The organism is Flavobacterium sp. LS1P28, assembly GCF_003970335.1.
Taxonomy (GTDB): Bacteria; Bacteroidota; Bacteroidia; order Flavobacteriales; family Flavobacteriaceae; genus Flavobacterium.
Map to the genome: position 1 here is coordinate 322,230 of NZ_RYDI01000001.1, position 22,045 is coordinate 344,274.

At 35.5% G+C, this 22,045-nt stretch carries 25 protein-coding genes; 7 read left to right on the forward strand and 18 right to left on the reverse strand.

Translation table 11 applies throughout. The features are described from left to right. The first annotated feature begins 11 nt into the window (after positions 1-11). The gene (locus EKL97_RS01370; RefSeq protein ID WP_126567854.1) at positions 12-2,090 is read left to right on the forward strand and encodes a TonB-dependent receptor family protein; all 2,079 of its coding nucleotides are present in this window, start codon (positions 12-14) and stop codon (positions 2,088-2,090) included. 22 nt (positions 2,091-2,112) lie between these two features. Here the strand turns inward: EKL97_RS01370 and EKL97_RS01375 are convergent, their stop codons facing one another. The 10 genes from EKL97_RS01375 to EKL97_RS01410 all read right to left on the reverse strand — a co-directional run bounded on the left by EKL97_RS01375 (position 2,113) and on the right by EKL97_RS01410 (position 8,033). Further along, positions 2,113-2,556, reverse strand: a complete 444-nt coding sequence (locus EKL97_RS01375) for a c-type cytochrome (protein ID WP_126561340.1) — start codon at positions 2,554-2,556, stop codon at positions 2,113-2,115. Positions 2,557-2,559: 3 nt separating this feature from the next. Next, positions 2,560-3,684 carry a PQQ-dependent sugar dehydrogenase gene (locus tag EKL97_RS01380; protein WP_126567856.1) on the reverse strand — a complete coding sequence of 375 codons (1,125 nt, stop codon included), beginning with the start codon at positions 3,682-3,684 and terminating at the stop codon, positions 2,560-2,562. 206 nt (positions 3,685-3,890) lie between these two features. Next, entirely contained in the window at positions 3,891-4,043 is a 153-nt protein-coding gene (locus EKL97_RS15525; protein WP_158614837.1) for a hypothetical protein, read from the reverse strand. A gap of 12 nt (positions 4,044-4,055) precedes the next feature. Beyond that, positions 4,056-4,223, reverse strand: a complete 168-nt coding sequence (locus EKL97_RS15530; RefSeq protein ID WP_156063277.1) for a hypothetical protein — start codon at positions 4,221-4,223, stop codon at positions 4,056-4,058. Positions 4,224-4,248: 25 nt separating this feature from the next. Continuing rightward, a complete protein-coding gene (locus EKL97_RS01385; protein ID WP_126552907.1) occupies positions 4,249-4,758 on the reverse strand; it encodes a DUF2480 family protein in 510 nt (169 codons plus the stop codon). An 81-nt stretch (positions 4,759-4,839) separates the two neighbouring features. Beyond that, positions 4,840-5,163, reverse strand: coding sequence for an SUF system Fe-S cluster assembly protein (locus EKL97_RS01390; RefSeq protein ID WP_126455787.1), 324 nt, complete (start codon positions 5,161-5,163; stop codon positions 4,840-4,842). Between the two features lie 183 nt (positions 5,164-5,346). After that, positions 5,347-5,766, reverse strand: coding sequence for a GxxExxY protein (locus EKL97_RS01395; RefSeq protein WP_126567857.1), 420 nt, complete (start codon positions 5,764-5,766; stop codon positions 5,347-5,349). A gap of 71 nt (positions 5,767-5,837) precedes the next feature. After that, entirely contained in the window at positions 5,838-6,257 is a 420-nt protein-coding gene (locus EKL97_RS01400) for a SufE family protein (protein WP_126567859.1), read from the reverse strand. Between the two features lie 23 nt (positions 6,258-6,280). After that, a complete protein-coding gene (locus EKL97_RS01405) occupies positions 6,281-6,712 on the reverse strand; it encodes a hypothetical protein (protein WP_126457835.1) in 432 nt (143 codons plus the stop codon). Positions 6,713-6,818: 106 nt separating this feature from the next. Further along, on the reverse strand, positions 6,819-8,033 hold the full coding sequence (locus tag EKL97_RS01410) for an aminotransferase class V-fold PLP-dependent enzyme (protein WP_126457837.1): 1,215 nt from the start codon (positions 8,031-8,033) through the stop codon (positions 6,819-6,821). Between the two features lie 237 nt (positions 8,034-8,270). Between EKL97_RS01410 and EKL97_RS01415 the strand changes: the two genes are divergently transcribed. Further along, positions 8,271-9,617, forward strand: a complete 1,347-nt coding sequence (locus EKL97_RS01415; protein ID WP_126457839.1) for a serine hydrolase domain-containing protein — start codon at positions 8,271-8,273, stop codon at positions 9,615-9,617. A 70-nt stretch (positions 9,618-9,687) separates the two neighbouring features. On the opposite strand, the gene sufD is transcribed toward EKL97_RS01415, so the two are convergent. The 8 genes from sufD to EKL97_RS01455 all read right to left on the reverse strand — a co-directional run bounded on the left by sufD (position 9,688) and on the right by EKL97_RS01455 (position 15,010). Then, positions 9,688-11,004 (reverse strand): Fe-S cluster assembly protein SufD, encoded by a 1,317-nt coding sequence (sufD, locus tag EKL97_RS01420; RefSeq protein ID WP_126552917.1) that lies wholly within the window; start codon positions 11,002-11,004, stop codon positions 9,688-9,690. A 97-nt stretch (positions 11,005-11,101) separates the two neighbouring features. Beyond that, positions 11,102-11,476 (reverse strand): four helix bundle protein, encoded by a 375-nt coding sequence (locus EKL97_RS01425; RefSeq protein ID WP_126552919.1) that lies wholly within the window; start codon positions 11,474-11,476, stop codon positions 11,102-11,104. A 49-nt stretch (positions 11,477-11,525) separates the two neighbouring features. Further along, entirely contained in the window at positions 11,526-12,278 is a 753-nt protein-coding gene (sufC, locus tag EKL97_RS01430) for a Fe-S cluster assembly ATPase SufC (protein WP_126455797.1), read from the reverse strand. A gap of 44 nt (positions 12,279-12,322) precedes the next feature. Beyond that, positions 12,323-12,562 carry a Txe/YoeB family addiction module toxin gene (locus EKL97_RS01435; RefSeq protein ID WP_126567860.1) on the reverse strand — a complete coding sequence of 80 codons (240 nt, stop codon included), beginning with the start codon at positions 12,560-12,562 and terminating at the stop codon, positions 12,323-12,325. Continuing rightward, positions 12,553-12,756, reverse strand: coding sequence for a DUF2683 family protein (locus EKL97_RS01440; RefSeq protein WP_126552921.1), 204 nt, complete (start codon positions 12,754-12,756; stop codon positions 12,553-12,555). The genes EKL97_RS01435 and EKL97_RS01440 overlap by 10 nt, the downstream gene beginning before the upstream one ends. A 19-nt stretch (positions 12,757-12,775) precedes the next feature. Next, a complete protein-coding gene (gene sufB / locus EKL97_RS01445; protein ID WP_126567862.1) occupies positions 12,776-14,224 on the reverse strand; it encodes a Fe-S cluster assembly protein SufB in 1,449 nt (482 codons plus the stop codon). 44 nt (positions 14,225-14,268) lie between these two features. Then, entirely contained in the window at positions 14,269-14,637 is a 369-nt protein-coding gene (locus EKL97_RS01450) for a four helix bundle protein (protein WP_126561335.1), read from the reverse strand. A 43-nt stretch (positions 14,638-14,680) separates the two neighbouring features. Further along, positions 14,681-15,010: a HesB/IscA family protein gene (locus tag EKL97_RS01455; RefSeq protein ID WP_126455801.1), complete on the reverse strand. Its 330-nt coding sequence runs from the start codon at positions 15,008-15,010 to the stop codon at positions 14,681-14,683. A 167-nt stretch (positions 15,011-15,177) separates the two neighbouring features. On the opposite strand from EKL97_RS01455, the gene EKL97_RS01460 reads away from it, so the two are divergent. From EKL97_RS01460 to EKL97_RS01480, 5 genes are all read left to right on the forward strand, one after another. Beyond that, the gene (locus EKL97_RS01460) at positions 15,178-16,038 is read left to right on the forward strand and encodes an MBL fold metallo-hydrolase (protein ID WP_126455803.1); all 861 of its coding nucleotides are present in this window, start codon (positions 15,178-15,180) and stop codon (positions 16,036-16,038) included. 76 nt (positions 16,039-16,114) lie between these two features. Further along, on the forward strand, positions 16,115-17,746 hold the full coding sequence (locus EKL97_RS01465) for a S8 family peptidase (protein WP_126515245.1): 1,632 nt from the start codon (positions 16,115-16,117) through the stop codon (positions 17,744-17,746). A 149-nt stretch (positions 17,747-17,895) separates the two neighbouring features. Then, positions 17,896-19,770, forward strand: coding sequence for a M1 family metallopeptidase (locus EKL97_RS01470; protein ID WP_126567863.1), 1,875 nt, complete (start codon positions 17,896-17,898; stop codon positions 19,768-19,770). Between the two features lie 341 nt (positions 19,771-20,111). Continuing rightward, on the forward strand, positions 20,112-21,413 hold the full coding sequence (locus EKL97_RS01475; protein ID WP_126567865.1) for a hypothetical protein: 1,302 nt from the start codon (positions 20,112-20,114) through the stop codon (positions 21,411-21,413). A gap of 13 nt (positions 21,414-21,426) precedes the next feature. Further along, positions 21,427-22,026, forward strand: a complete 600-nt coding sequence (locus EKL97_RS01480) for a DUF6705 family protein (RefSeq protein WP_126567867.1) — start codon at positions 21,427-21,429, stop codon at positions 22,024-22,026. Positions 22,027-22,045: the final 19 nt, after the last annotated feature.

The following is a 22,045-nucleotide window of genomic DNA, read 5'->3' on the forward strand; positions in this document are numbered from 1 at the left end:
CACAACAAAAATTGTTCAAAAACAGCCTTTCCTTTCTTCTTTTTTTATGTAGTGTTTTCACTGTTTTTGGACAAATAAAAAAAGATACCATAGCCCTTTCAGAAATCACTTTGAAGGGTTCGCCAATTAAAAATGCACCTCAAAACACTGCTTCTTCCGTTTCAGTGATTACTACTGCCGACATCAATAAAAGTGATGGCATTATACTGACCCCTGTACTAAACAAAATTCCCGGGGTTACCATGCAACAAGGTGCGTTGAACACCAACAGGATTACGATTCGTGGCATTGGCGCCAGATCTCAATACGGAACCAATAAAATAAAAGCCTATTTTGATGGTATACCATTGAGTTCCGGTGATGGTGAAACCACTATTGACGATATTGATTTAGCGTCAATCGAAAAAATAGAAATCATAAAAGGACCAAATTCTACGAGTTTTGGATCCGGTTTGGGTGGCGTGATTCAGTTGTTTTCAAGAGAAACTCCATTATTGGAATCGTTTGGAAAATCAACAGTTACTTTTGGGAGTTTTGGGTTGCTACAAAACCGACTCTCGGCAGGATACAGCGATTCCAAAACGAATGTATTTGCGAGTTTTACGGATTTACAAAGTGAGGGATTCAGGGAAAATAGTTCCTATGACAGAAAATCATTTAACCTGCATGCCAAACAAAAAATTAATTCAAAGGGTAGTTTTTCCTTTTTGGGAACATTCACCCGATTGAAAGCTTTTATTCCAAGTTCTATTAATGAGACGGATTTAAAAAATAATCCAGAGAAAGCAGCCGCTACATGGGCAGCCGCACAAGGTTTTGAGTCGTATGATAAATTCATGCTGGGTTTAGGATACGACCATCAATTTTCTGAAAAATGGTCGCTGCAAACCAGTATTTTTTCTAATTTTAAAGATGCTTACGAACCCAGACCTTTTGACATTTTGGACGAAAAAACAAGTTCGCTAGGCCTTCGTTCGAATGTGAATTACAAAGACCAATTGTTTTCTTTGCCCTTTGAACTGAGTTTTGGCACCGAATTATTGACGGAAAAATACGCGTATTCCCTTTTTAAAAATTTGTACAAATCGCAACCTGGTCAAGGTAGTTTAAAAGGCGACGAATTCAGCTCCATCGAACAAAACCGGAACTACAGCAACTACTTTTTACAAATGGAATTTTGGATTTCAGAAAAACTGCATCTGGAAACCGGAGTAGCATTTAACACAACCAAATATTCGTTAGAAGATATTTTCGAAAATAATTCTGGGGCTCAAAAAATGCCCTTTACTTTTGGAAATGTGTGGTCACCAAGAATTGGTTTCTCGTATAAAGTAAGCAAAGGAAAAAATATATTTACATCGGTGAGTAAAGGATTTTCGGTGCCATCAGTTGCTGAAACACTGACTCCAGAAGGGCAAATAAACACCGATTTGAAACCAGAAGTGGGGTGGAATTATGAATTGGGTTTCAAAGGAAACTGGCTTGAAAATAAAATATACACCGAAGTAACGTTTTATAGCACACAAATTGAAAATTTATTAGTGGCACGACGCACCGCCAATGATCAATTTGTTGGGATTAATGCAGGAAGCAGTTCACATTCAGGATTAGAATTCTTGGTTAATTACAAACTTTTCGAACTTACCCAATTTCAAATGACTTCTTATTTTTCAGGTGCGGTGAATACCTTTAAATTCAAAGAATTCTTGGATGGTGATGCTGATTATTCGGGAAATCAATTGACGGGCGTTCCTGAAAAGCAATTTAATTTTGGAGTAGATTTAACCACAAAAAATGGATTTGGTGTCAACACTTCTTTCCGAACGATGAGTAAAATTCCGTTAAATGATTCCAATACAAAATACAGTGAGCGGTATTCGTTGCTTGATATTAAAACGACCTATGTTTTCACGATTCTTAAAATCCTGAAAACAGAGCTGAATGCTGGAATCAATAACGCTTTGGATACTAAATATGCGGCTAATATTTTGCCAAACGCAGTTGGTTTTGGCACTGCTGCGCCACGTTATTTTTATCCAGGAAATCCCGTCAATTTTTACGGTGGTTTTTCGGTAGCGTTTCTTTTTTAGATAGGAATCCTAAGCCGATATTTTATTTTTTAATGCCCGCGACTTCTTTCTCGGTAACGATTTTGGTTTGTTTATTACTCCAGGAAGTCATAATGTAATTCATCACATCAGCCACTTCCTGATCCGTAAGTCCCATGGCCGGCATGCTGCTATTGTACTTGATTTTATTGACAATAATTTCGCCACTTTGTCCAAATTTTACGGCAGCGATACTTTGATTTCTCTTAGTTTTCAACCAGTCCGAACCGTCTAGAGGCGGGAAGTTCTTACCATCTCCTTTTCCATTTGCGCCATGGCATTGCATGCAAAAATCTGCATAAATTTCTTTTCCGGGTGACTGAAGTTTTGCAGCAACTTCGGTTTCAGTATTCAAGTCAATATAGTTGTCTGCGGAAAATGGATTTGCAAAAGAGAAGCCTCCCAATACAAACACTCCAAATCCTAAAAATAATTTCGTTATCAACATCGTTTAATTTGGTATAATTTTAATAATTCCTTTTCCTTCCACGCCCATATAAATATAGCCATCCGGACCTTGTGCCACATTACGCACGCGACCAATTCCGGTTGCAATTTTTTGTCTGCCGATCACTTCGTTTCCTTTTAACTTTAGCAATTCAAGATATTGGAATTTCAAAGAGCCCACCAATAAATGTCCTTTCCAGTCTGGATATTTGTCGCTGGTGACAAAAGCCATTCCGCTTGGAGCGATGGACGGCAACCAATAATAAATAGGTTTTTGGATGCCTGGTTTTTCGTTTTCTTTACTAATGGTGGTTCCGTCATAATCGATACCATAAGTCACCACAGGCCATCCATAATTGGTTCCTTTTTTTATGATATTGATTTCATCTCCACCTTGTGGACCATGTTCATGTTCCCAAATGGCGCCTGTTACTGGGTTTTTTGCCATTCCTTGCGGATTGCGATTTCCATAAGTGTAAATTGCTTCTTTGGCTCCGGTTTGACCTACAAATGGATTGTCTTTAGGGATGCTTCCATCATCATTTAGTCGGTATATTTTTCCGCCATCACGCTTAATGTCTTGCGGATTGACAAAATGTTCGCCCCGCTCTCCGATGGAGAAATACAAATAACCGTCGTTGTCAAATAGAATTCGGGAACCAAAATGTTGTCCTTTTGTAGTGTTTGGAGTGGCTTTGTAAAGTGATTCGATTTGTGTCAGCGCTCCGTCCAATAATTTGGCTCGAATGAGTTTTGTGTGACCGCCAGTACCTTCCCCTTCATCGGAAGCGAAGGTCATATAAATCCAACCATTTTTAGCATAATCAGGGTGTAAAGCGATGTCTAATAACCCACCTTGTCCACGTGCGTATACTTTTGGAACATTTTTGATTTCTGTTTTTGTTCCGTTTTTGATATGGTATAAAACACCACTTTTTTCGGTAACTAACATGCTGCCGTCTGGCAACCAAGTCATCCCCCACGGAACAACAATATCTGCAACCACGGTTTCAAGCGTATAGTTTTTTACCTCGTCTTTGATAGGAATATCTTCAGATTTTACCTGAGCGTTACAACTTAAAGAAAGAAAGGATATAATTGAAAGTGAAACTAATTTAATTTTTTTCATGAGTATCATTTTTGGTCTTTTTAAAAAAGAAATCTTTTAAAGATAGTAAAAGAGGATTTAAAAAGGCAAATAAGTATTTGATTTTGCTTAGAATTAACAAAAGGAAGCTATTGAATTCCTTTTTTAAAGCTATGATTTAAATTTAGAATTGGACAAAAACCCCATCTAAAAATCAGGTGGTTAAATTTAATCTTTTTGAAAAAAAATTATTTCTTAGCGCTGTATTTTGCAGTTCTGGCGTTGTTGATTACCCCTTTCCAGTTCAATCCAAAACCAAAATCATTCACATTACCAGATGCATCTGTGTATGGAATCATGTCAAGAGGAACGTCTTCTAATTGTTTTTCAACGGTTGTCATATTCAATGGCATTTACAAAGGCAATAATCCGGAAGGTTCTGTTTTACCCGAAACAATATCCAATAAAGCTTCCATTTGAACACCAAATTCTCCCACGATGGCATCTACTTCTTTTTTAAATTCCCCAAAAACCATTGGATTAGAAATATTCACAGATACTAATACCGGCTTTCCTTTCATGGCGCTTTTAGTTTCCGTAATGGTATTATCCTTTTTTAGGCGCTTTGTATAATGGAACGGCAGAGCAGGCTTCACCATACATGATACTTCGTGCAAAAGGGTACAAGTAATGCGCGGCCAATACATAAGCCCGCATCGGAACCGGTTTTCTGGAGCATCCTTTTATAATAATAGGCTTGTTTTCATACGCTGAGTAGTCAATTTTAGGCAGTAATTCTTCATACAAGGATGCGTCTAAATCTTCCAAGGTTCCATTGATAATTTTCTTTGCAAACGGCGCCAATTGAATGGCAACCAAAATCGAAGCCCAGGCAGGAACAATAGCATCAGTGCTGCAGTGAATTGCCACATAGTGATCTTGATATTGTGACCAATCGTGATTTTTCAGTTCCTCTCTAAAGTCTTTTTCTTTCAATAAAAATCCTTCTAAAAGCCATTTTGAAATATCGATTTGCGTACGAATCCCTTTTGGATAATAGTCTTCAAGATCGAAAACTTCCAAAACACTATTCGCAACTTTATTTATTATTTCCATTTTAAAAATCATAAAGTCGAATATCGAAAGCCATAAGGTCAATTACTTAGAGACTTTATGACTTTCGACATTAGGACTAATTTAAAGCATTCCCAATTCTAATTTAGCTTCTTCGCTCATTAAATCTTTGCTCCAAGGCGGATCAAAAGTAATTTCTACTTCAGCGTCTTTTACATGTTCGATCGATTTCACTTTTTCTTCCACTTCTCTTGGTAAGCTTTCTGCAACGGGGCAGTTGGGCGAAGTAAGGGTCATCAGGATTTTTACTTCATAATCCGTATTGACCATCACGTCATAAATTAATCCTAATTCGTAAATGTCTACAGGAATCTCCGGATCGTAAATAGTCTTTAATATTTTTACGATCGATTCTCCTAATTCAGTTGTGTCTATTTCTTGTGTCATAATTTTGTCTATTTTTTAAACACATAAGTCATATAAGTTTCTCTTTTTAAAGAAGATATAAGTATGTGTACGTTTTTATTTTAGTTTTTAATATTTTTAAAACATATAAGTCATGTAAGTTTCTTTGTTCAAAGTAAAACATTCATCTAAATTTGCTTATATGACTTATATGTTTAATTTTTTTTAGTCTCCAAGCCGCCTATATAATTCATTCACCATTGTTTTTTGACCTTCGTAGAAAATATTTTTCACGTTAAAGTTAATCAACAAACCAATTGGCGCATTTAATAAATTCATGTAAGTAAGTAATTGTGCTTCATAAATTGGGTTTATTTCACTTACCGATTTTAATTCAACAACAAGAGCATTTTCAATAAATAAATCACATCGTAATTTAGATTCTAACTCATATCCTTTATATTTTAAAGGGACCAGTAATTCAGAAGAATAATTTATTTTCCGTAATTCTAATTCTTTTTTTAGGCATTGATGATAAACACATTCCAATAAACCCGGACCTATACTTTTATGAACTTCAATCGCTGCTCCATTAACCTGATACACTAAATCTTTGAGATAACTCCTCGTTATGTTTACAGCCATCAGCTTACGTTGGTAAAGTTAGTGTATGTTAATTTGAATTAAAAAAATTGATATGACTTATATGTTTGAAATCAATTCTGTGCATTGAATGCCAAAGCATACATTTTTATATTTTTTATCATAGATACCAATCCGTTGGCTCGAGTTGGCGACAAGTGTTCTTTCAAACCTATTTCGTCAATAAAATGTAGATCTGCTTCCAGAATATCAGATGCTTTTTGATTGGAAAAAGTACGAATTAATATCGCAATAATTCCTTTTGTCAAAATGGCATCACTGTCAGCAGTGAAAATAATTTTATCATCCGTTTGCTCTCCTTGCAACCACACTTTGGACTGGCAGCCTTTGATAATATTGTTCTCTGTCTTGAATTCTTCTTTGATTAAAGGAAGCTTTCTTCCTAATTCGATGATGTATTCATAACGCTCCATCCAGTCGTCAAACATGGAGAACTCATCAACAATTTCATCTTGTATTTCTTTAATTTTCATATTCTGCTGAATTTATTTCAGTATTATTCTTTAGCTAATGAAGTTATCGTATTCACAAACTTCTTAATTTCTTTTGGTGGAAAACCGTGATCAAAACTAGTGGTTTCATAGGCTTTCTCCTTAAGGGTAATTTTCAGTTTGGCTATAGCGGCACCGTCATGAAAACGTTTTTCGCTGGGCGCTTTGAGCTTAGACAAACTATCCAATTTCACTGTTTTAAAACAATCTACTAACTCTTTCCAGTCGGCATCCGATACTTTTTTGGGTATTGGTTTGTCATTTCCATCTCTGTCTTTTGAAACTGTCAGTATCTGATTTTTCACCGTTATTTTTTGATAAAAACCTCTGGTGTTGGCCGTGTATTCAATAACAGTAGTTTCCATATCTTGTGCTTTGGCACTATTGCAACCGTTGCCCATAAAAATAGTCAGGAATATAATAGATAGTATTTTCATATGTAGATAATATTTGTTTTTTATAGGAATATGGTATCGCCAGATCTTCATTGGTGTTTGAGACAGCTTCTGTCATGGCGATTTCATATGAAGATAATTTTAAATTTTAGGACAGCATGACTTTTGCTTTTTTAATAGCTTCAACCATAACATCAATTTCTTCGGTGGTATTATAAAAAGCAAATGATGCTCGTATCGTACCTGGAATCTTAAAGAAATCCATGATGGGTTGCGCACAATGATGGCCTGTTCGTACGGCTATTCCTAGCTTGTCAATTATAGTGCCAATATCGTACGGATGAATGCCTTCAATATTAAAGGATATTACGGAAGTCTTTGCTGCTGCGGTGCCAAAAATTTTCAACCCTTCAATTTCCAATAACCGTTTGGTTCCATATTCCAATAATTCTAATTCCTGTTGTTGAATGTTGTCAAAACCCACTTCGTTCATATAATCAACCGCAGTTCCCAGAACAATTCCTCCGGCAATATTTGGTGTTCCGGCCTCAAATTTATGGGGCAATTCCGCATAAGTAGTTTTTTCGAAAGTTACTTCTTTGATCATTTCGCCTCCGCCTTGATACGGGGGTAATTTATTCAACCACGCTTCTTTTCCGTATAAAATTCCGACGCCTGTTGGACCACATATTTTATGTCCTGAAAAAACATAAAAATCACAATTTAATTCTTGTACATCTGGTTTCAGGTGTGGAACGGCTTGTGCGCCATCAATCAAAATTGCGGCTCCTGCCTCATGTGCTTTGTCAATCATGTATTTGATAGGATTGACAGTTCCAAGAGCATTCGAAATATGATTTACTGTTACAATCTTCGTTTTGTCCGAAAGTAATTTGTCATATTCGGACATGATCAGTTCGCCATCCAGATTCATTGGAATGACCCGCAAAATTGCTCCGGTTTTCTCACACAACATTTGCCAAGGCACAATATTGCTGTGGTGTTCCATTGCCGAAACTAAAATTTCATCACCGGGTTTCAAAATCGAAGCAAATCCATTGGCCACTAAATTAATTCCATGAGTAGTCCCCGAAGTAAAAAGCACTTCATGGGGAAATTTTGCATTGATGTGATTTTGTAATTTACCGCGTGAAATTTCATATGCATCGGTGGCCAGTTGGCTCAGCGTATGAACACCACGATGAATATTAGCATTGATTTCCTGGTAGTATTTAGAGATCGCATCAATCACAACTTGTGGCTTTTGCGAAGTGGCTCCGTTGTCAAAATAAACCAATGCTTTCCCGTTTACTTTCTGAGAAAGAATAGGGAAGTCGGCTCTAATTTTATTTACATCTAACATTTTATCTGCTTGTTTTTATTGTTTTTATTGGTAAGATAGAACGCCAATAGTCAACAATTTTTTCGACAATCCAATTTAGTATTGGTCTTTTCTTATTTAGAATTTTTCTACATACAAAAGTAGTGAAATTGGAATTAATTTATAGCAAACACTTGTTAATAATACCTCATTTTCTCAATCCGATACTGTTTCAATAATGTGCTTCTTTTTTATTAAATTGCTTCAAATTAAGCCTCTATGAAAAAAGTATTCAAGTTCGTTGGTTTTGCCTCTTTTATCGGAATCTTTTATGTTGGTTTAATAACCTATCCAAAATTGGATTTAATTTCTGGCTTTTCAGCCAAAAGTGTAGCCTCGGGACATTTTATTGATAATCGTTCGCAGAAAATGATAGAAAAAGGCGACAATGACATCGATATGATTGACTTAGCCAAAAACAAAATAGAAGCTACCGGAAAATTTGCGATTGCTTCGGTTTATGGTTTGAAAGAACGAAAAGCGATTTATCGTGAAGGCTTGGGGGCCACTTTAATCAACGATGATTTTGATGTTTCAAAGCCGTATTTGGTTCCTAAAAGAACGAGATTGAATATTAATATGCCTTTTCCATACGGGAATAACGAGCCAAAAGACACTATTTTTTCAGATGTTGATTACACTAAATTAAATGCAGCTGTTGCCAATGCTTTTGATGAAAAAGAGGCAATCAAAAAAAGAACCCGTTCCCTTTTAGTGATTTATAAAGATAAAATTATTGCCGAAAAATACGATAGCGGTTTTGATAAAAACAGTAAAATATTGGGTTGGTCGATGACAAAAAGTATTACCAGCGCCATGTTTGGAATTTTGGAAAAACAAGGCAAATACGATATTTACAAACCTGCTCCAATTCCAGAATGGAAAAATGATCATCGAAAAGGTATTACTACCAATGATTTATTGCACATGAATTCCGGTTTAGAATGGGAGGAGCAATACGATAAAATTTCTGATGCCACCAAAATGCTTTTCCAAGCTGAAGACATGACTCTTGTACAACGAAAAAAATCAATGGTATTCCGGACGAATACGCATTGGAATTATTCTTCGGGGACCACGAATTTGCTTTCGGGAATTTTACGGAAGCAGTTCAAAACGCATCAGGAATATTTAGACTTCTGGTACAGTGCCTTGATAGATAAAATAGGAATGTACTCGATGGTAATCGAAACGGATATGGCAGGAAATTATGTGGGTTCATCTTACGGTTGGGCTACCACACGTGATTGGTCTAAATTCGGGTTGTTGTATTTGCATAAAGGCAACTGGAATGGTGAACAAATTTTCAACGAAAGTTGGGCAAAATACACCGCAACTCCTACAAACACTTCAAATAGAAGATATGGTGGACACTTTTGGCTCAATGCCGGCGGACACTTCCCTGATGTTCCCAGAGATATGTATTACTGCAGCGGTTTTCAAGGTCAGATGGTAGCGATTATTCCATCACTGGATTTAGTGATTGTACGAATGGGTTTGAAGGAAAATCCTAATTTTGATTTTAATGGAATGTTGCGTGGGATTGTGGAGAGTGTGAAAAAATGATTGGATAAAAAACCCTGTTAGAGTTTTAAACTCTGACAGGGTTACTATTATAACTTCTTTTTAGTGTTGATTACAAATCGAATCCCATTTTTACACCTAATTTAGTTGCAATAATCGTAGTAATTCGTTTTTTGAGTTCCGGTATTTTAATGCTTTCAATAACTGCATTGGAGAAGGCATACATTAATAACGCTTTGGCTTCTTTTTTAGGAATTCCACGCGCTTGCATGTAGAACATTGCGGTTTCATCCAATTGTCCAATAGTACAGCCATGAGAACATTTTACATCATCAGCAAAAATTTCTAGTTGCGGTTTGGCGTTGATTGTTGCTTTATCACTCAAGAGTATATTATTGCTTTTCTGAAAGGCATTGGTTTTCTGGGCTTCTCTTTCTACAAAAATCTTTCCGTTGAAAACGCCTGTCGAGCGATCAGAATAGATTCCTTTATAATCTTGATGACTTTCGCAATTAGGAGTAGAGTGCTGCACTAGAGTGTAATGATCTACGTGTTGTTTCTCCCCAATTATTGTTATTCCGTTAAGATAACTTACGATTCTTTCTCCAAAATGATAAAAGTTCAAGTTGTTTCTGGTGAGGTTTCCGCCAAAACAAAACGTATTAACGGATACACTGCTTTCTTGTTTTTGAGAAACGTAGGTATTGTCAATGAGATTGGCTTCAAGCGTATCGTTTTGAATTTTATAATAATCAACGATGGCGCGTTTTTGAGCAAAAATCTCAGTCACAGAATTCGTTAATACGGGATTTTCGGTTAAGCTTTGATGCCGTTCAATAATTTGTACATGGGAATTCTCCCCTACAATAATCAAATTTCTAGGTTGAACCATTAGTGCTGCTTCATTCCCTGTAGAGAAATACATGATTTCAATAGGCTTGTCAGCTACTTTACTTTTTGGGATATTGATATACGCTCCTTCATTGGCGAAAGCCGTATTCAATGATGTTAGACTTTCCTCTTTGCTGGCAATTTGATTAAAATAAGTATCAATAACCATTTTGTATTTTGGTTTGGTCAATGCCGATGACATTAAGCAAACATCAATCCCTTCGTGTGTGGTTGACGATAAATTAGAACTGAAAACTCCGTCGATAAATACTACTTTGTAGGTGTCTATTTCGTGTAAGAAATATTTTTTTACATGGTTGAATTCAACTGCATTTTCCTGTTTTGAAAAAACGGTAAAGTCATTTTTCAGGATGGCGTTTAGCGATGTGTATTTCCAAGACTCCTCTTTTTTTGTTGGGAAACCTTTATTTTCGAAGTTTTTTATGGCAGCAGTTCTCACGTCATGAAGTTCAGAATGTACATCAATGCGTTCTTCGAAAGCCATAAAAGACGATAGTAATTTTTCTTTTAATTCCATTTTTATTTAAGTCTTAAAGTCGAAAGTCAAATGTCTTAAAGTCGGTATAAGCATAAAATAGCTGATTCAACTATTTTAGACTTTCGACTTTCGATTTTTAAACTTTACGACTAGATTCTAGGTATTTAATAAAACCACTTAACAATTTTGATATTTCTGTTACTGATTCTAAAAGTTTTTCAAATTCTTCTTTAGTAATATAATCTAAATCAAATGCTAAATATAATTGAGAACGAACTTCTCCAGCGGAAGCTTTTGCAACATATAAAAAGTAAATAAACTCTTTGTCTGTATTTCTCTCAAAGCCTTCAGCGATATTTGATGATATAGAAATTGATGCTCGCCTAATTTGTCTAGTGAAATCAAAGTCTTTCTTGAAATTTGTGTTTTCGGTAACTAGGTAAACTTTTTTGTTAAAAACTCTTGCTTTTTGCCAAGAATTAATTTCTTCGAAAGAATTAAATTTTCCCATTACTTTTTTCTTTTGACTTTATGACCTTCGACTTTAGACTATTTTAATTTTAAGCTTCTTGTTCTTGTTTAATCCAGTCGTATCCTTTTTCTTCCAGTTCGTGTGCCAGTTCTTTTCCACCAGATTTTACAATTTTTCCATTGTACAATACGTGAACAAAATCAGGAACGATATAGTCTAACAATCTTTGGTAGTGTGTGATCACTACAATTGCATTTTTGTCGCTTTTTAGTTTGTTTACCCCATTTGCAACAATACGCAAGGCATCAATATCAAGTCCAGAATCAGTTTCATCAAGAATAGCCAATTTTGGTTCTAGCATTGCCATTTGGAAAATTTCATTCCGTTTTTTTTCTCCACCAGAAAAACCTTCGTTTAAAGAGCGAGATAAAAATTTACGGTCAATTTCTAATAATTCTGATTTCTCCCGAATCACTTTTAGCATTTCATTAGAAGGCATTTCTTCTAATCCTTTAGCTTTACGGGTTTCGTTGATTGCTGTTCTCATGAAGTTGGTAACTGAAACTCCTGGAATTTCCACTGGATATTGGAACGAAAGAAAAACGCCTTTGTGCGCTCTTTCTTCTGGTGCCAATTCCGAAAGGTCTTCTCCGTCTAAAGTGATTTCGCCTTCGGTTACTTCGTAGTTTTCGTTTCCTGCAATGATGGAGGCTAACGTACTTTTTCCGGCACCGTTTGGTCCCATTATCGCGTGAATTTCTCCCGCTTTTACTTCAAGGTTGATTCCTTTTAATATTTCTTTGTCCCCAATGGAGGCGTGTAAATTTTTTATACTTAACATTTGTTTCTTTGTTTATTCGTAATGACCTTTTAGTGATAAAATGTCTAATATTTCAATTGTATTTTTTCGGTAACTTTATATATAATGCGATGTTCTTGATTTATTCTTCTTGACCATTTTCCAGAAAGCTGGTATTTTAATTGTTCAGGCTTTCCAATTCCTTCAAAAGCATGTAGTTGAATGTCTTCTATTAAATCTATAATTTTATTTAAAATATTTTTATTTCCAGATTTAATCCAAAAATCTAAATCTTTTCTAGCTTTAGTCGTAAATACTATTTGCATAAAGCACGTATTTCTTCCATCGTCATTTTTATCCCTTTCCCGTTTTTAATACTTTGTTCTGCTTCCAAAATTTCTTTTACAAACTCAGGGTTATATGGATTTTCTTCTTTTACAATTTCAAATCCAAGTGATTTCGCCAACGATTTTAACAATGGAAAATCTTTTTTCTTTACATTTTTTAAAATTATATCCATAATATTTAGATTTAAAAAATTACCCTACAGAACCTTCTAACGAAATTTCTAATAATTTTTGTGCTTCTACGGCGAATTCCATTGGTAACTTATTCAATACATCTTTACTGAAACCGTTTACGATTAAAGCAATAGCTTTTTCGGTTGGAATTCCACGTTGGTTGCAATAGAAAACTTGGTCTTCGCCAATTTTACTTGTCGTAGCCTCATGTTCGATTTTTGCCGATGGATTTTTGCTTTCGATATAAGGAAAGGTATGCGCGCCACAATTGTTTCCCATTAATAAGGAATCACATTGTGAAAAGTTTCTAGCGTTCTCTGCGTTTGCTGAAATGCGCACCAAACCTCTGTAACTATTTTGTGATCTTCCGGCAGAAATCCCTTTAGATATAATAGTAGATTTAGTGTTTTTACCTAGATGCACCATCTTAGTTCCTGTATCGGCTTGTTGGAAATTATTGGTCACCGCAATCGAATAAAATTCGCCGGTTGAATTGTCTCCTTTTAAAATAACCGAAGGATATTTCCATGTTATTGCAGAGCCGGTCTCCACTTGTGTCCAGGAAATTTTTGCGTTTTTCTCGCAAATTCCTCTTTTGGTTACAAAGTTGAAAACGCCGCCTTTTCCTTCTTTGTTTCCCGGATACCAGTTTTGTACGGTTGAATATTTTATTTCGGCATCGTCCAAAGCGATTAATTCTACTACCGCGGCGTGCAATTGATTTTCATCACGACTTGGAGCGGTACAACCTTCTAAATACGAAACATAACTACCTTCATCGGCAACTAACAAGGTTCTTTCGAATTGCCCAGTTCCAGCCTGATTGATTCTAAAATAAGTAGATAGTTCCATTGGACAACGAATGCCTTTTGGAATATAACAGAAAGATCCGTCAGAGAAAACTGCCGAATTCAGCGCCGCATAAAAGTTGTCTTTTTGCGGTACAACTGTCCCTAAATATTTACGAACTAATTCGGGATGTTCTTTGATGGCTTCAGAAATACTCATGAAGATAATTCCTTTTTCGCCTAATGTTTTTTTGAAAGTCGTTGCTACTGAAACGGAATCCACAACGATATCCATAGCTACATTATTCATCATCTTTTGCTCATCGACAGAGATGCCTAACTTTTTGTACATTTCTAAAAGTTCCGGATCTACATCATCCAATGTTTTATTTGGATCTACCGCTTTTGGAGCTGAATAATAGGAAATAGCCTGAAAATCAGGTTTGGTATAATGCACATTTGCCCATTCTGGCTCTGTCATTTGCTCCCAAGCACGAAAAGCCTCAAGACGCCAATCAGTCATCCATTGTGGTTCTCCTTTTTTGTGCGAAATAGCGCGAACGATATCTTCATTTAAACCTATAGGAAACGTTTCTGATTCTAATTCAGTGTAAAATCCGTATTCGTATTCTTTATTTTCGAGTTCGATTTTTAAGTCGTCTTCTGTATATTTGCTCATTCTGATTTAAAGATTTAAAGATTTAAAGATTCAATTATTGAATATTAAACTTTATTATTTGTGTCTAAATATTTAATAAAATTAGAAAGGTTTTGAGAAATCTCAATAGTTAAATTATAACTTTTTTGAATTTCTTCGTGATTGCAAAAACCTAACTCTCTGGATAATACCAACATATTTCTAACCTCAGCACAACTGCCTTTGGAGATTTTTAAATATCTTGTAAATTGTCTATTACTGTTGTATTCTGAACCTTCGGCAATATTATTTGTAATTGAAACTACTGCTCTTTTTATTTGGTCCTTAAAACCAAATTCTTTTTCCAAGGATTTATTATTTAATAATTCAAAAACTAATTTAGTTAAGACAATACCTTTTTTATGGACATCAAATTCTTCAAATGATTTTGTCATACTATCATTAATCTTTTAATTTTTCAATTTTTCAATCTTTAAATTAAAGAGAGAAACTCTCACCGCAACCACATGTTCTATTGGCATTAGGATTATTAAAAACAAATCCTTTACCATTTATTCCTCCTGAAAATTCTAATACTGTTCCGGCTAGGTACAGAAAGGATTTTTTTTCGACAGCAATAGTGATATCGTTGTCTATAAAAATCTTATCGTCGTCGCTTTTTGTTTTATCAAATTTTAAATCATAAGACAATCCAGAACATCCGCCGCTTTTCACACCTACTCTCACGTAGTCTATGGAGGCGTCAAAACCATCATCTTGCATTAAATCGATGATTTTTTTTCTTGCTGTGTCAGAAACTTTTATCATAGCTTATATTGATTTTGTCTAAATTAAAGACAAAGATAGTATATAAAAAGCTTTTTACATAGTTGATAACATTTTTATAACCAATACAAAAATAGAAAAAAGCTATTTTAAACAACTAAAAGCATTTGAATTCCTTAACTTTGAAACTTCTCAAAAAACACAAAAACATGAAATTATACCCCATAGAAACTGGAAACTTTAAATTAGATGGAGGTGCAATGTTTGGCGTAGTGCCAAAAACCATTTGGAACAAAACCAATCCCGCAGATGAGAATAACCTGATTGACATTGCTGCTCGTTGTTTACTAATTGAAGAGGGCAATCGATTGATTTTGATTGATACCGGAATGGGAAACAAACAATCCGATAAATTTTTTGGGTATTACTCGCTTTGGGGTACCCATTCGATGGACAACTCATTAGCTAAACACGGTTTTCATCGGGATGATGTCACGGATGTTTTTATGACGCATTTGCATTTTGACCATTGTGGGGGCAGTGTACAATGGAATAAGGGCAAAACGGGGTATGAACCGGCTTTTAAAAACGCTAAATTCTGGAGTAACGAAAATCACTGGGAATGGGCAACCAAACCAAATCCCAGAGAGAAAGCATCGTTCTTGTCTGAAAACATTTTGCCGATACAGGAAAGCGGTCAGTTGCATTTCATCCAAAGACCGGAAGGCGATTTTCTGGCAAAATCGGAATTGGGTTTTGGCATCTTCTTTGCTGATGGACATACGGAAAAGCAAATGATTCCGCACATACAATACAAGGACAAAACAATCGTTTTTTGCGCTGATTTATTGGCAACAGCCGGACACGTTCCCATTGCGTATGTCATGGGTTATGACACCAGACCTTTGTTAACGATGCCTGAAAAAGCGAAATTTCTAAATGCTGCAGCAGAAAATAATTACTATTTATTTTTAGAACATGATGCGCATAACGAAATCATAACGGTTGAAAAAACGGAAAAAGGGGTGCGTTTGAAAGAACGGTTTTCATGTGATGAAGTCTTAACGTAGTGTTAAGTATAGTTTCAGTTGTAACAAAAAAAATTATTTTAGACAAATATTTTAAAATTAACAAAAAACATTTTCGATGAATACCATTAAACCCATTTGCATTTCTGCTTTTGCTTTATTAGCATTAGCAGGTTGTGGCGCTTCAAGACAAGTTTCAAATACTTCAATTTCTGGACTGGTTGCCATAAGCGCTCCTTTGAATATTACAAAAAAAGCACCAATAACTGAAAATGACTTGAAACGTTGGAGCCATTTAGATATTGTTACTGACACGATTCCCGGAATGAGCGTAGATAAAGCGTATGCTGAATTATTGAAGGGTAAAAAAGGCGTGCCTGTTATTGTTGGGATTGTAGATTCGGGTGTGGATATTGAACATGAGGATTTAAAATCGGCACTTTGGACTAATACCAAAGAAATTCCCGGAAACGGAATTGACGATGACAAAAATGGATATATTGATGATATTCACGGTTGGAATTTTCTTGGAGATAGTACCAAAGAGAATCTGGAATACGAAAGGATTATCAAAGATAAAACCCTGGTAGATGACGTTACCTATCAAGCTGCAAAAGCGTTGAATGACAAAAAAGTGGCTGATGCTGCGGCAGGAAAGACACGTTCCGAGCAAATGTTAGCGGCTCTTATGACCAGCGATGCTACTTTAGTAAAACATTTTGGTAAGTCAGTTTATACCATTGAAGAGGTAAATGCGATTGTTTCGCAAGAACTGGAAATACAAAAGAGCAAAGCGGCTATGCAACAAATGCTCTCTTATGGATTGCCAATTGCGGAACTAAAAGTGGCTATTCAAAAACAATTAGACGATCAGGTTGCCCTTATAAACGGAGACAATCTAAAAACAGACTACCGTAAAGTGGTAGGAGATAATCCAAATGATATTACGGATACTAAATACGGAAACAATAATGTGATGGGACCAGACAAGAATGAAATTCTTCATGGGACTCACGTTGCCGGAATTGTTGCTCAAACCAGAAATAATACTTTGGGGGGTGATGGTGTGGCTAATAATGTTCAAATTCTGACCGTTCGCGCTGTGCCGGATGGAGATGAGTATGATAAAGATATTGCACTTGGAATTCGTTACGCAGTAGATAATGGAGCCAAAGTAATCAACGGAAGTTTTGGAAAAGGCTTTTCTCCTCACAAGCAATGGGTGTACGATGCTATAAAATATGCAGAGAAAAAAGACGTCTTGATTGTACATGCAGCCGGAAATGACGCAAAAGACATCGATTATGCAGACAATTTTCCAAATGACTCTGAGGATAAAATAACAGAGTTTGCAGATAATTTTATCACAATTGGGGCTTTAAATTTTGAATACGGAAATAAGGTTGTGGCTCGTTTTTCTAACATTGGAAAAATTAATGTAGACGTTTTTGCTCCCGGAGTAAAAATCTATGCTACAACTCCAAACGACACCTATAAATACTTGCAAGGAACTTCAATGGCTGCGCCAAATGTAGCAGGAGTAGCGGCTTTGATTCGTTCGTATTACCCAAAATTATCCGCACAACAAGTAAAACACATCTTGATGGATTCCGGAATTGCAATTACAACAGCTGTTATTGTGGGAGGAAAACCAAATGACACGCGTCCCTTTTCGGCACTTTCTAAATCTGGTAAAATAGTAAATGCATACAATGCTTTACTCATGGCAGAAAAAATGTCTAAAAAATAATATTTTAAGAATTTAGTACTTGGAAGGGCAGTTTGTCCTTCCATTTTTATTTAAACCTACCTATGAAATCGCCATGACAGAAGCTGTCGCAAACACCAATGAAGATCTGGCGATACCATATTCCTATAAAAAACAAATATTATCTACATATGAAAAAATTACTTTTATTTTCTTTTGTTGTTTTTGGTCTCGGAACTGTTTTTGCCCAAAACACCTCGTATTGGCAACAACATGTCGATTACAAAATGGATGTTACCTTGGATGTAAAAACATACCAGTACACCGGGAAGCAGGAATTGGTATACACCAATAATTCTTCGGATACTTTGAGAAAAGTATATTATCACCTATTTAATAATGCCTTTCAGCCCGGAAGCGAAATGGATGCCAGAATCCAAAGTATCAAAGATCCTGACGGCAGAATGGTCAACAAAATAAAAGTAGACGGTAAAGAAGTGAAGGAAAGCCGCATTAAAAACCTGAAACCAAATGAAATTGGTTTTTTGCGAATTTCTAATTTTAAACAAGATGGAGCAGTTGCTACTGCAAAAGAGGTCGGAACTATTCTTGAGGTGACTTTGGCTAAGGAAATATTGCCGAATACTAAAACTACATTTACATTAGATTTTGAGGGTCAGGTTCCCATTCAGATTCGTCGTTCCGGAAGAAATAATGCTGAAGGTGTAGCATTATCTATGTCGCAATGGTATCCAAAAATGGCTGAATTTGATTTTGAAGGTTGGCACGCAGATCCTTACATTGCCAGAGAATTTCATGGTGTTTGGGGAAATTTTGACGTGAATATTACTATTGACAAGGATTACGTTTTAGGCGGTACCGGTTATTTACAAAACAAAAATGAAATTGGTCACGGCTATCAAGACCAAGGTGTTGTTGTGTCTGTTCCAAAGAAAACAAAAATGTTGACTTGGCATTTTAATGCACCAATGGTTCATGATTTTACATGGGCTGCTGATCCGGATTACATTCACGATGTAGTAAAAGGGCCTAACGGTGTTGATTTGCATTTTTTGTATAAAAACAACCCTAAATACATTCAAAACTGGAAAAACCTGCAACCAAAAACGGTCCAGTTAATGGAAATTTATAACAAAACGGTTGGAGATTATCCGTACAAACAATATTCTGTGATTCAGGGTGGCGATGGTGGTATGGAATATGCCATGTGTACACTGATTTTAGGACAAGGTAGTTTTGAAGGATTGCTTGGAGTAACTGCACACGAAATGGCGCACTCTTGGTTCCAACATGTTTTGGCTTCCAATGAGTCAAAACACGGATGGATGGACGAAGGTTTTACGTCTTTTCTGGAAGATTTTGGACTAAATGAAATTGCGGATAAAAAGGTAGAAAATCCATTTGCTGGAGCATATACAGGTTATTTCTCTATGGTAAATTCAGGAAAAGAGTTGCCACAAGGAACGCATGCAGATCGTTTTGATGAAAACAGAGTCTACAGCATCACATCATATAGTAAAGGAGAAATTTTCTTGACTCAATTGATGTATTTGATTGGAAAAGATAATGTTATGAAGACGTTGAAGCGGTATTACAGCGATTTTAAATTCAAGCACCCTACGCCAAATGATATCAAAAGATCAGCCGAACGAGTTTCTGGAGCAAATCTGGATTGGTATTTGACAGATTGGACACAAACAACCAATACGATTGATTATGGCATCAAGGATGTAAAGGAAAATGCAGATAAAACGACGGTTACTTTAGAAAGAATTGGTAGAATGCCAATGCCTATTGATCTGTTAGTAGAATATACAGATGGAAAAACAGAAAGTTTCTACATCCCGTTGCGCATGATGAGTTTCGAAAAAGAAAATCCAAATCCCGCCATAAAAAGAACAGTTTTGAATGATTGGGCTTGGGCGTACCCAACCTTTGAATTTGATATTTCTAAATCGAAAGCTTCTATCAAGAAAATCACCATCGACTCAAGTGGATTAATGGCTGATTTGAAAAAGGAAAACAATACGTACGAGATAAAGTAACTACTATTGAAACGTTATAAAAAAAGTCTAATTTTCACAACTAGACTTTTTTTTTGGTTTATATTGTTAAATGATTTACTTCAAATGCTCCAACATATCGACAGTCATCGTTTCTAAATTAAATTCATGTTTCCATACTTGAAGTTTTTTGTTTTTTCGTTACTAAAAATATCCCTAAAAGTGGGTATTGTAGCTTGTAAATTATACCCTATTTTTATGAAATATAAACGAACCAATTATTTTATGAAAATAAACAAACAAACAAACAAACAAACGAAATAAAGCATAAAGTCCTTGTGCTTTTTATGAGTTTTTCGCTGTGTTTTATGCAGTCTTGTAGTATGGAAGATCTTGTAATTGAACAACAATTGACTATTGAAACCGTATCCAAAAACGAGGCAGTTTCTTTCGTTAAAAATCGCTATGATGAACAAAGAACAACAGCTAAAAGTAGTGGTTTACAAAATGATTTTGACTTTGATAAAATTACCCAAGAAAAACTAACCAATACCACTGAGTTATTGACAGTCATTCCTATAAAAACAAAAGCACAACAGCAGCGCCGTCGTGCTCTTTTTTTACGGGTAGGATCGCAAATTGAATCGATGATTTATCATGAGTTTGCAGAAAGTTCATTTACCAACGATACTTTTAGTGGTATTGTACTTATGACGCGATTAAATGGCGACTTTATTAGAGCATATCGTTTAAAAAACAATAAGTATGTAGTTGATTTGGTACCAAATAAAAAAAATCAATCTGGACAAAAAGGAACCCAAAATACGAGTAGGACTATTGATGGTGGCGACTTACACGAAGTAATAGTAATCAATAGCTATAAAGACCCTAGTGCTTTTGTTTCATTAAACGAGATGGGCAAAGAAGTACCCATAACTATTAGTTGGAACTCTTTGGGCAGTGGCGGTACAACAGGTGATGCGCCTTGGAATAAGAATGAGCAAGAACTGCCAAATCCTTGTCTTGATTTAGCAAATTTAATGAATTATAATCTTAATTCGTCTAACAGTTTAAAAGCAGGAATTAACTGGCTCAAAGACAAAGTTGACGCAACCGTAAATGATAAAGAAGCAGGAATAGAAGTAAAAAAAGTAATGAATCCTGACGAAACTTTTAAATATGAGTTTACCCAAGTTTTGTCTAACGAACAGTTTTCAATACCGATGTCAGTAGGATTTGGTTACATTGGAGGATTGCATTCTCATCCCTCTGATGGTTATGCTATGTTTTCTTTTCAAGATATTCGCTTTTTGTTAAGCGTGTACGATGAGGCCAGCTCTAGCAGAAAACAAGAAGCTTTTAATGGTTTAGTTTGCAAAGACGCTTTAGGAAATACAAATACCTACATGCTAAAAATAGAAAATATTGAATCACTGCGAACTCAGATTAATTCTGTTTGGAACGACCCCAATTATACCAAATTTCAAAGTGAAGATGAACGTATTAAAAAAATTCACGAAGATCAAGCAAAAATCTATGCCAAAAGTAATGGAAACTTAGAGAAAAGTTTCCTAGAGCAATTTAAAGATTTTGGTATAGTACTTTTTAAAGCTGATGTTACAACCGATAATTTTGATAAACTTACCTTAAACAATTCAACAATAACCCAAACTCCTTGTAACTAATAAATAAACAATCATGAAAACATACATTCACTATTTCGCATTTTTCCTTTTCTTAACTGCTTGTACAGCCCAATCGCCAGTGTACGATATTTCAGAACCTACAAGAGGGAAGCCTCAAGGAGCCTATTATAAAGACATCAATGGCGTACTTGATGGTTATGACGGTACATATTTATATACTAGTGGGAGTACCTCTTTGAAATTTGTATTAAAGAAAAAAATAAAATCATATGGATATTATTATACTGACCTTATTGTTGGAGAATTTCAATTCATCAAGGATGGAGTAGAAAAAGGCAATACATTAGCCAATATAAATGTCAATTATACTGATGAAGAGATCAATCATATCATAACAGGAAATAGAATTATCATTGGCACTCAGCTGGGCTGTCCTAATTGTTCACCAACAGAAAAACGTTTACGTCTTAGTTTTGTAGATAATAAATCGCCAAATATTGCTGGTATAGACATACGTAAAACAGAGGTAAATGGTGTTGCTGCATTACTAGTAAAAATATTTTGGGATGGATTTATAATCCGCAAAGAGGGAGATCCTGCGCCTACTCCTGCCAGTATAAATACCGGCGAATACTTAATGATTAAGCAGTAACAGTACTACTGTATGCTAT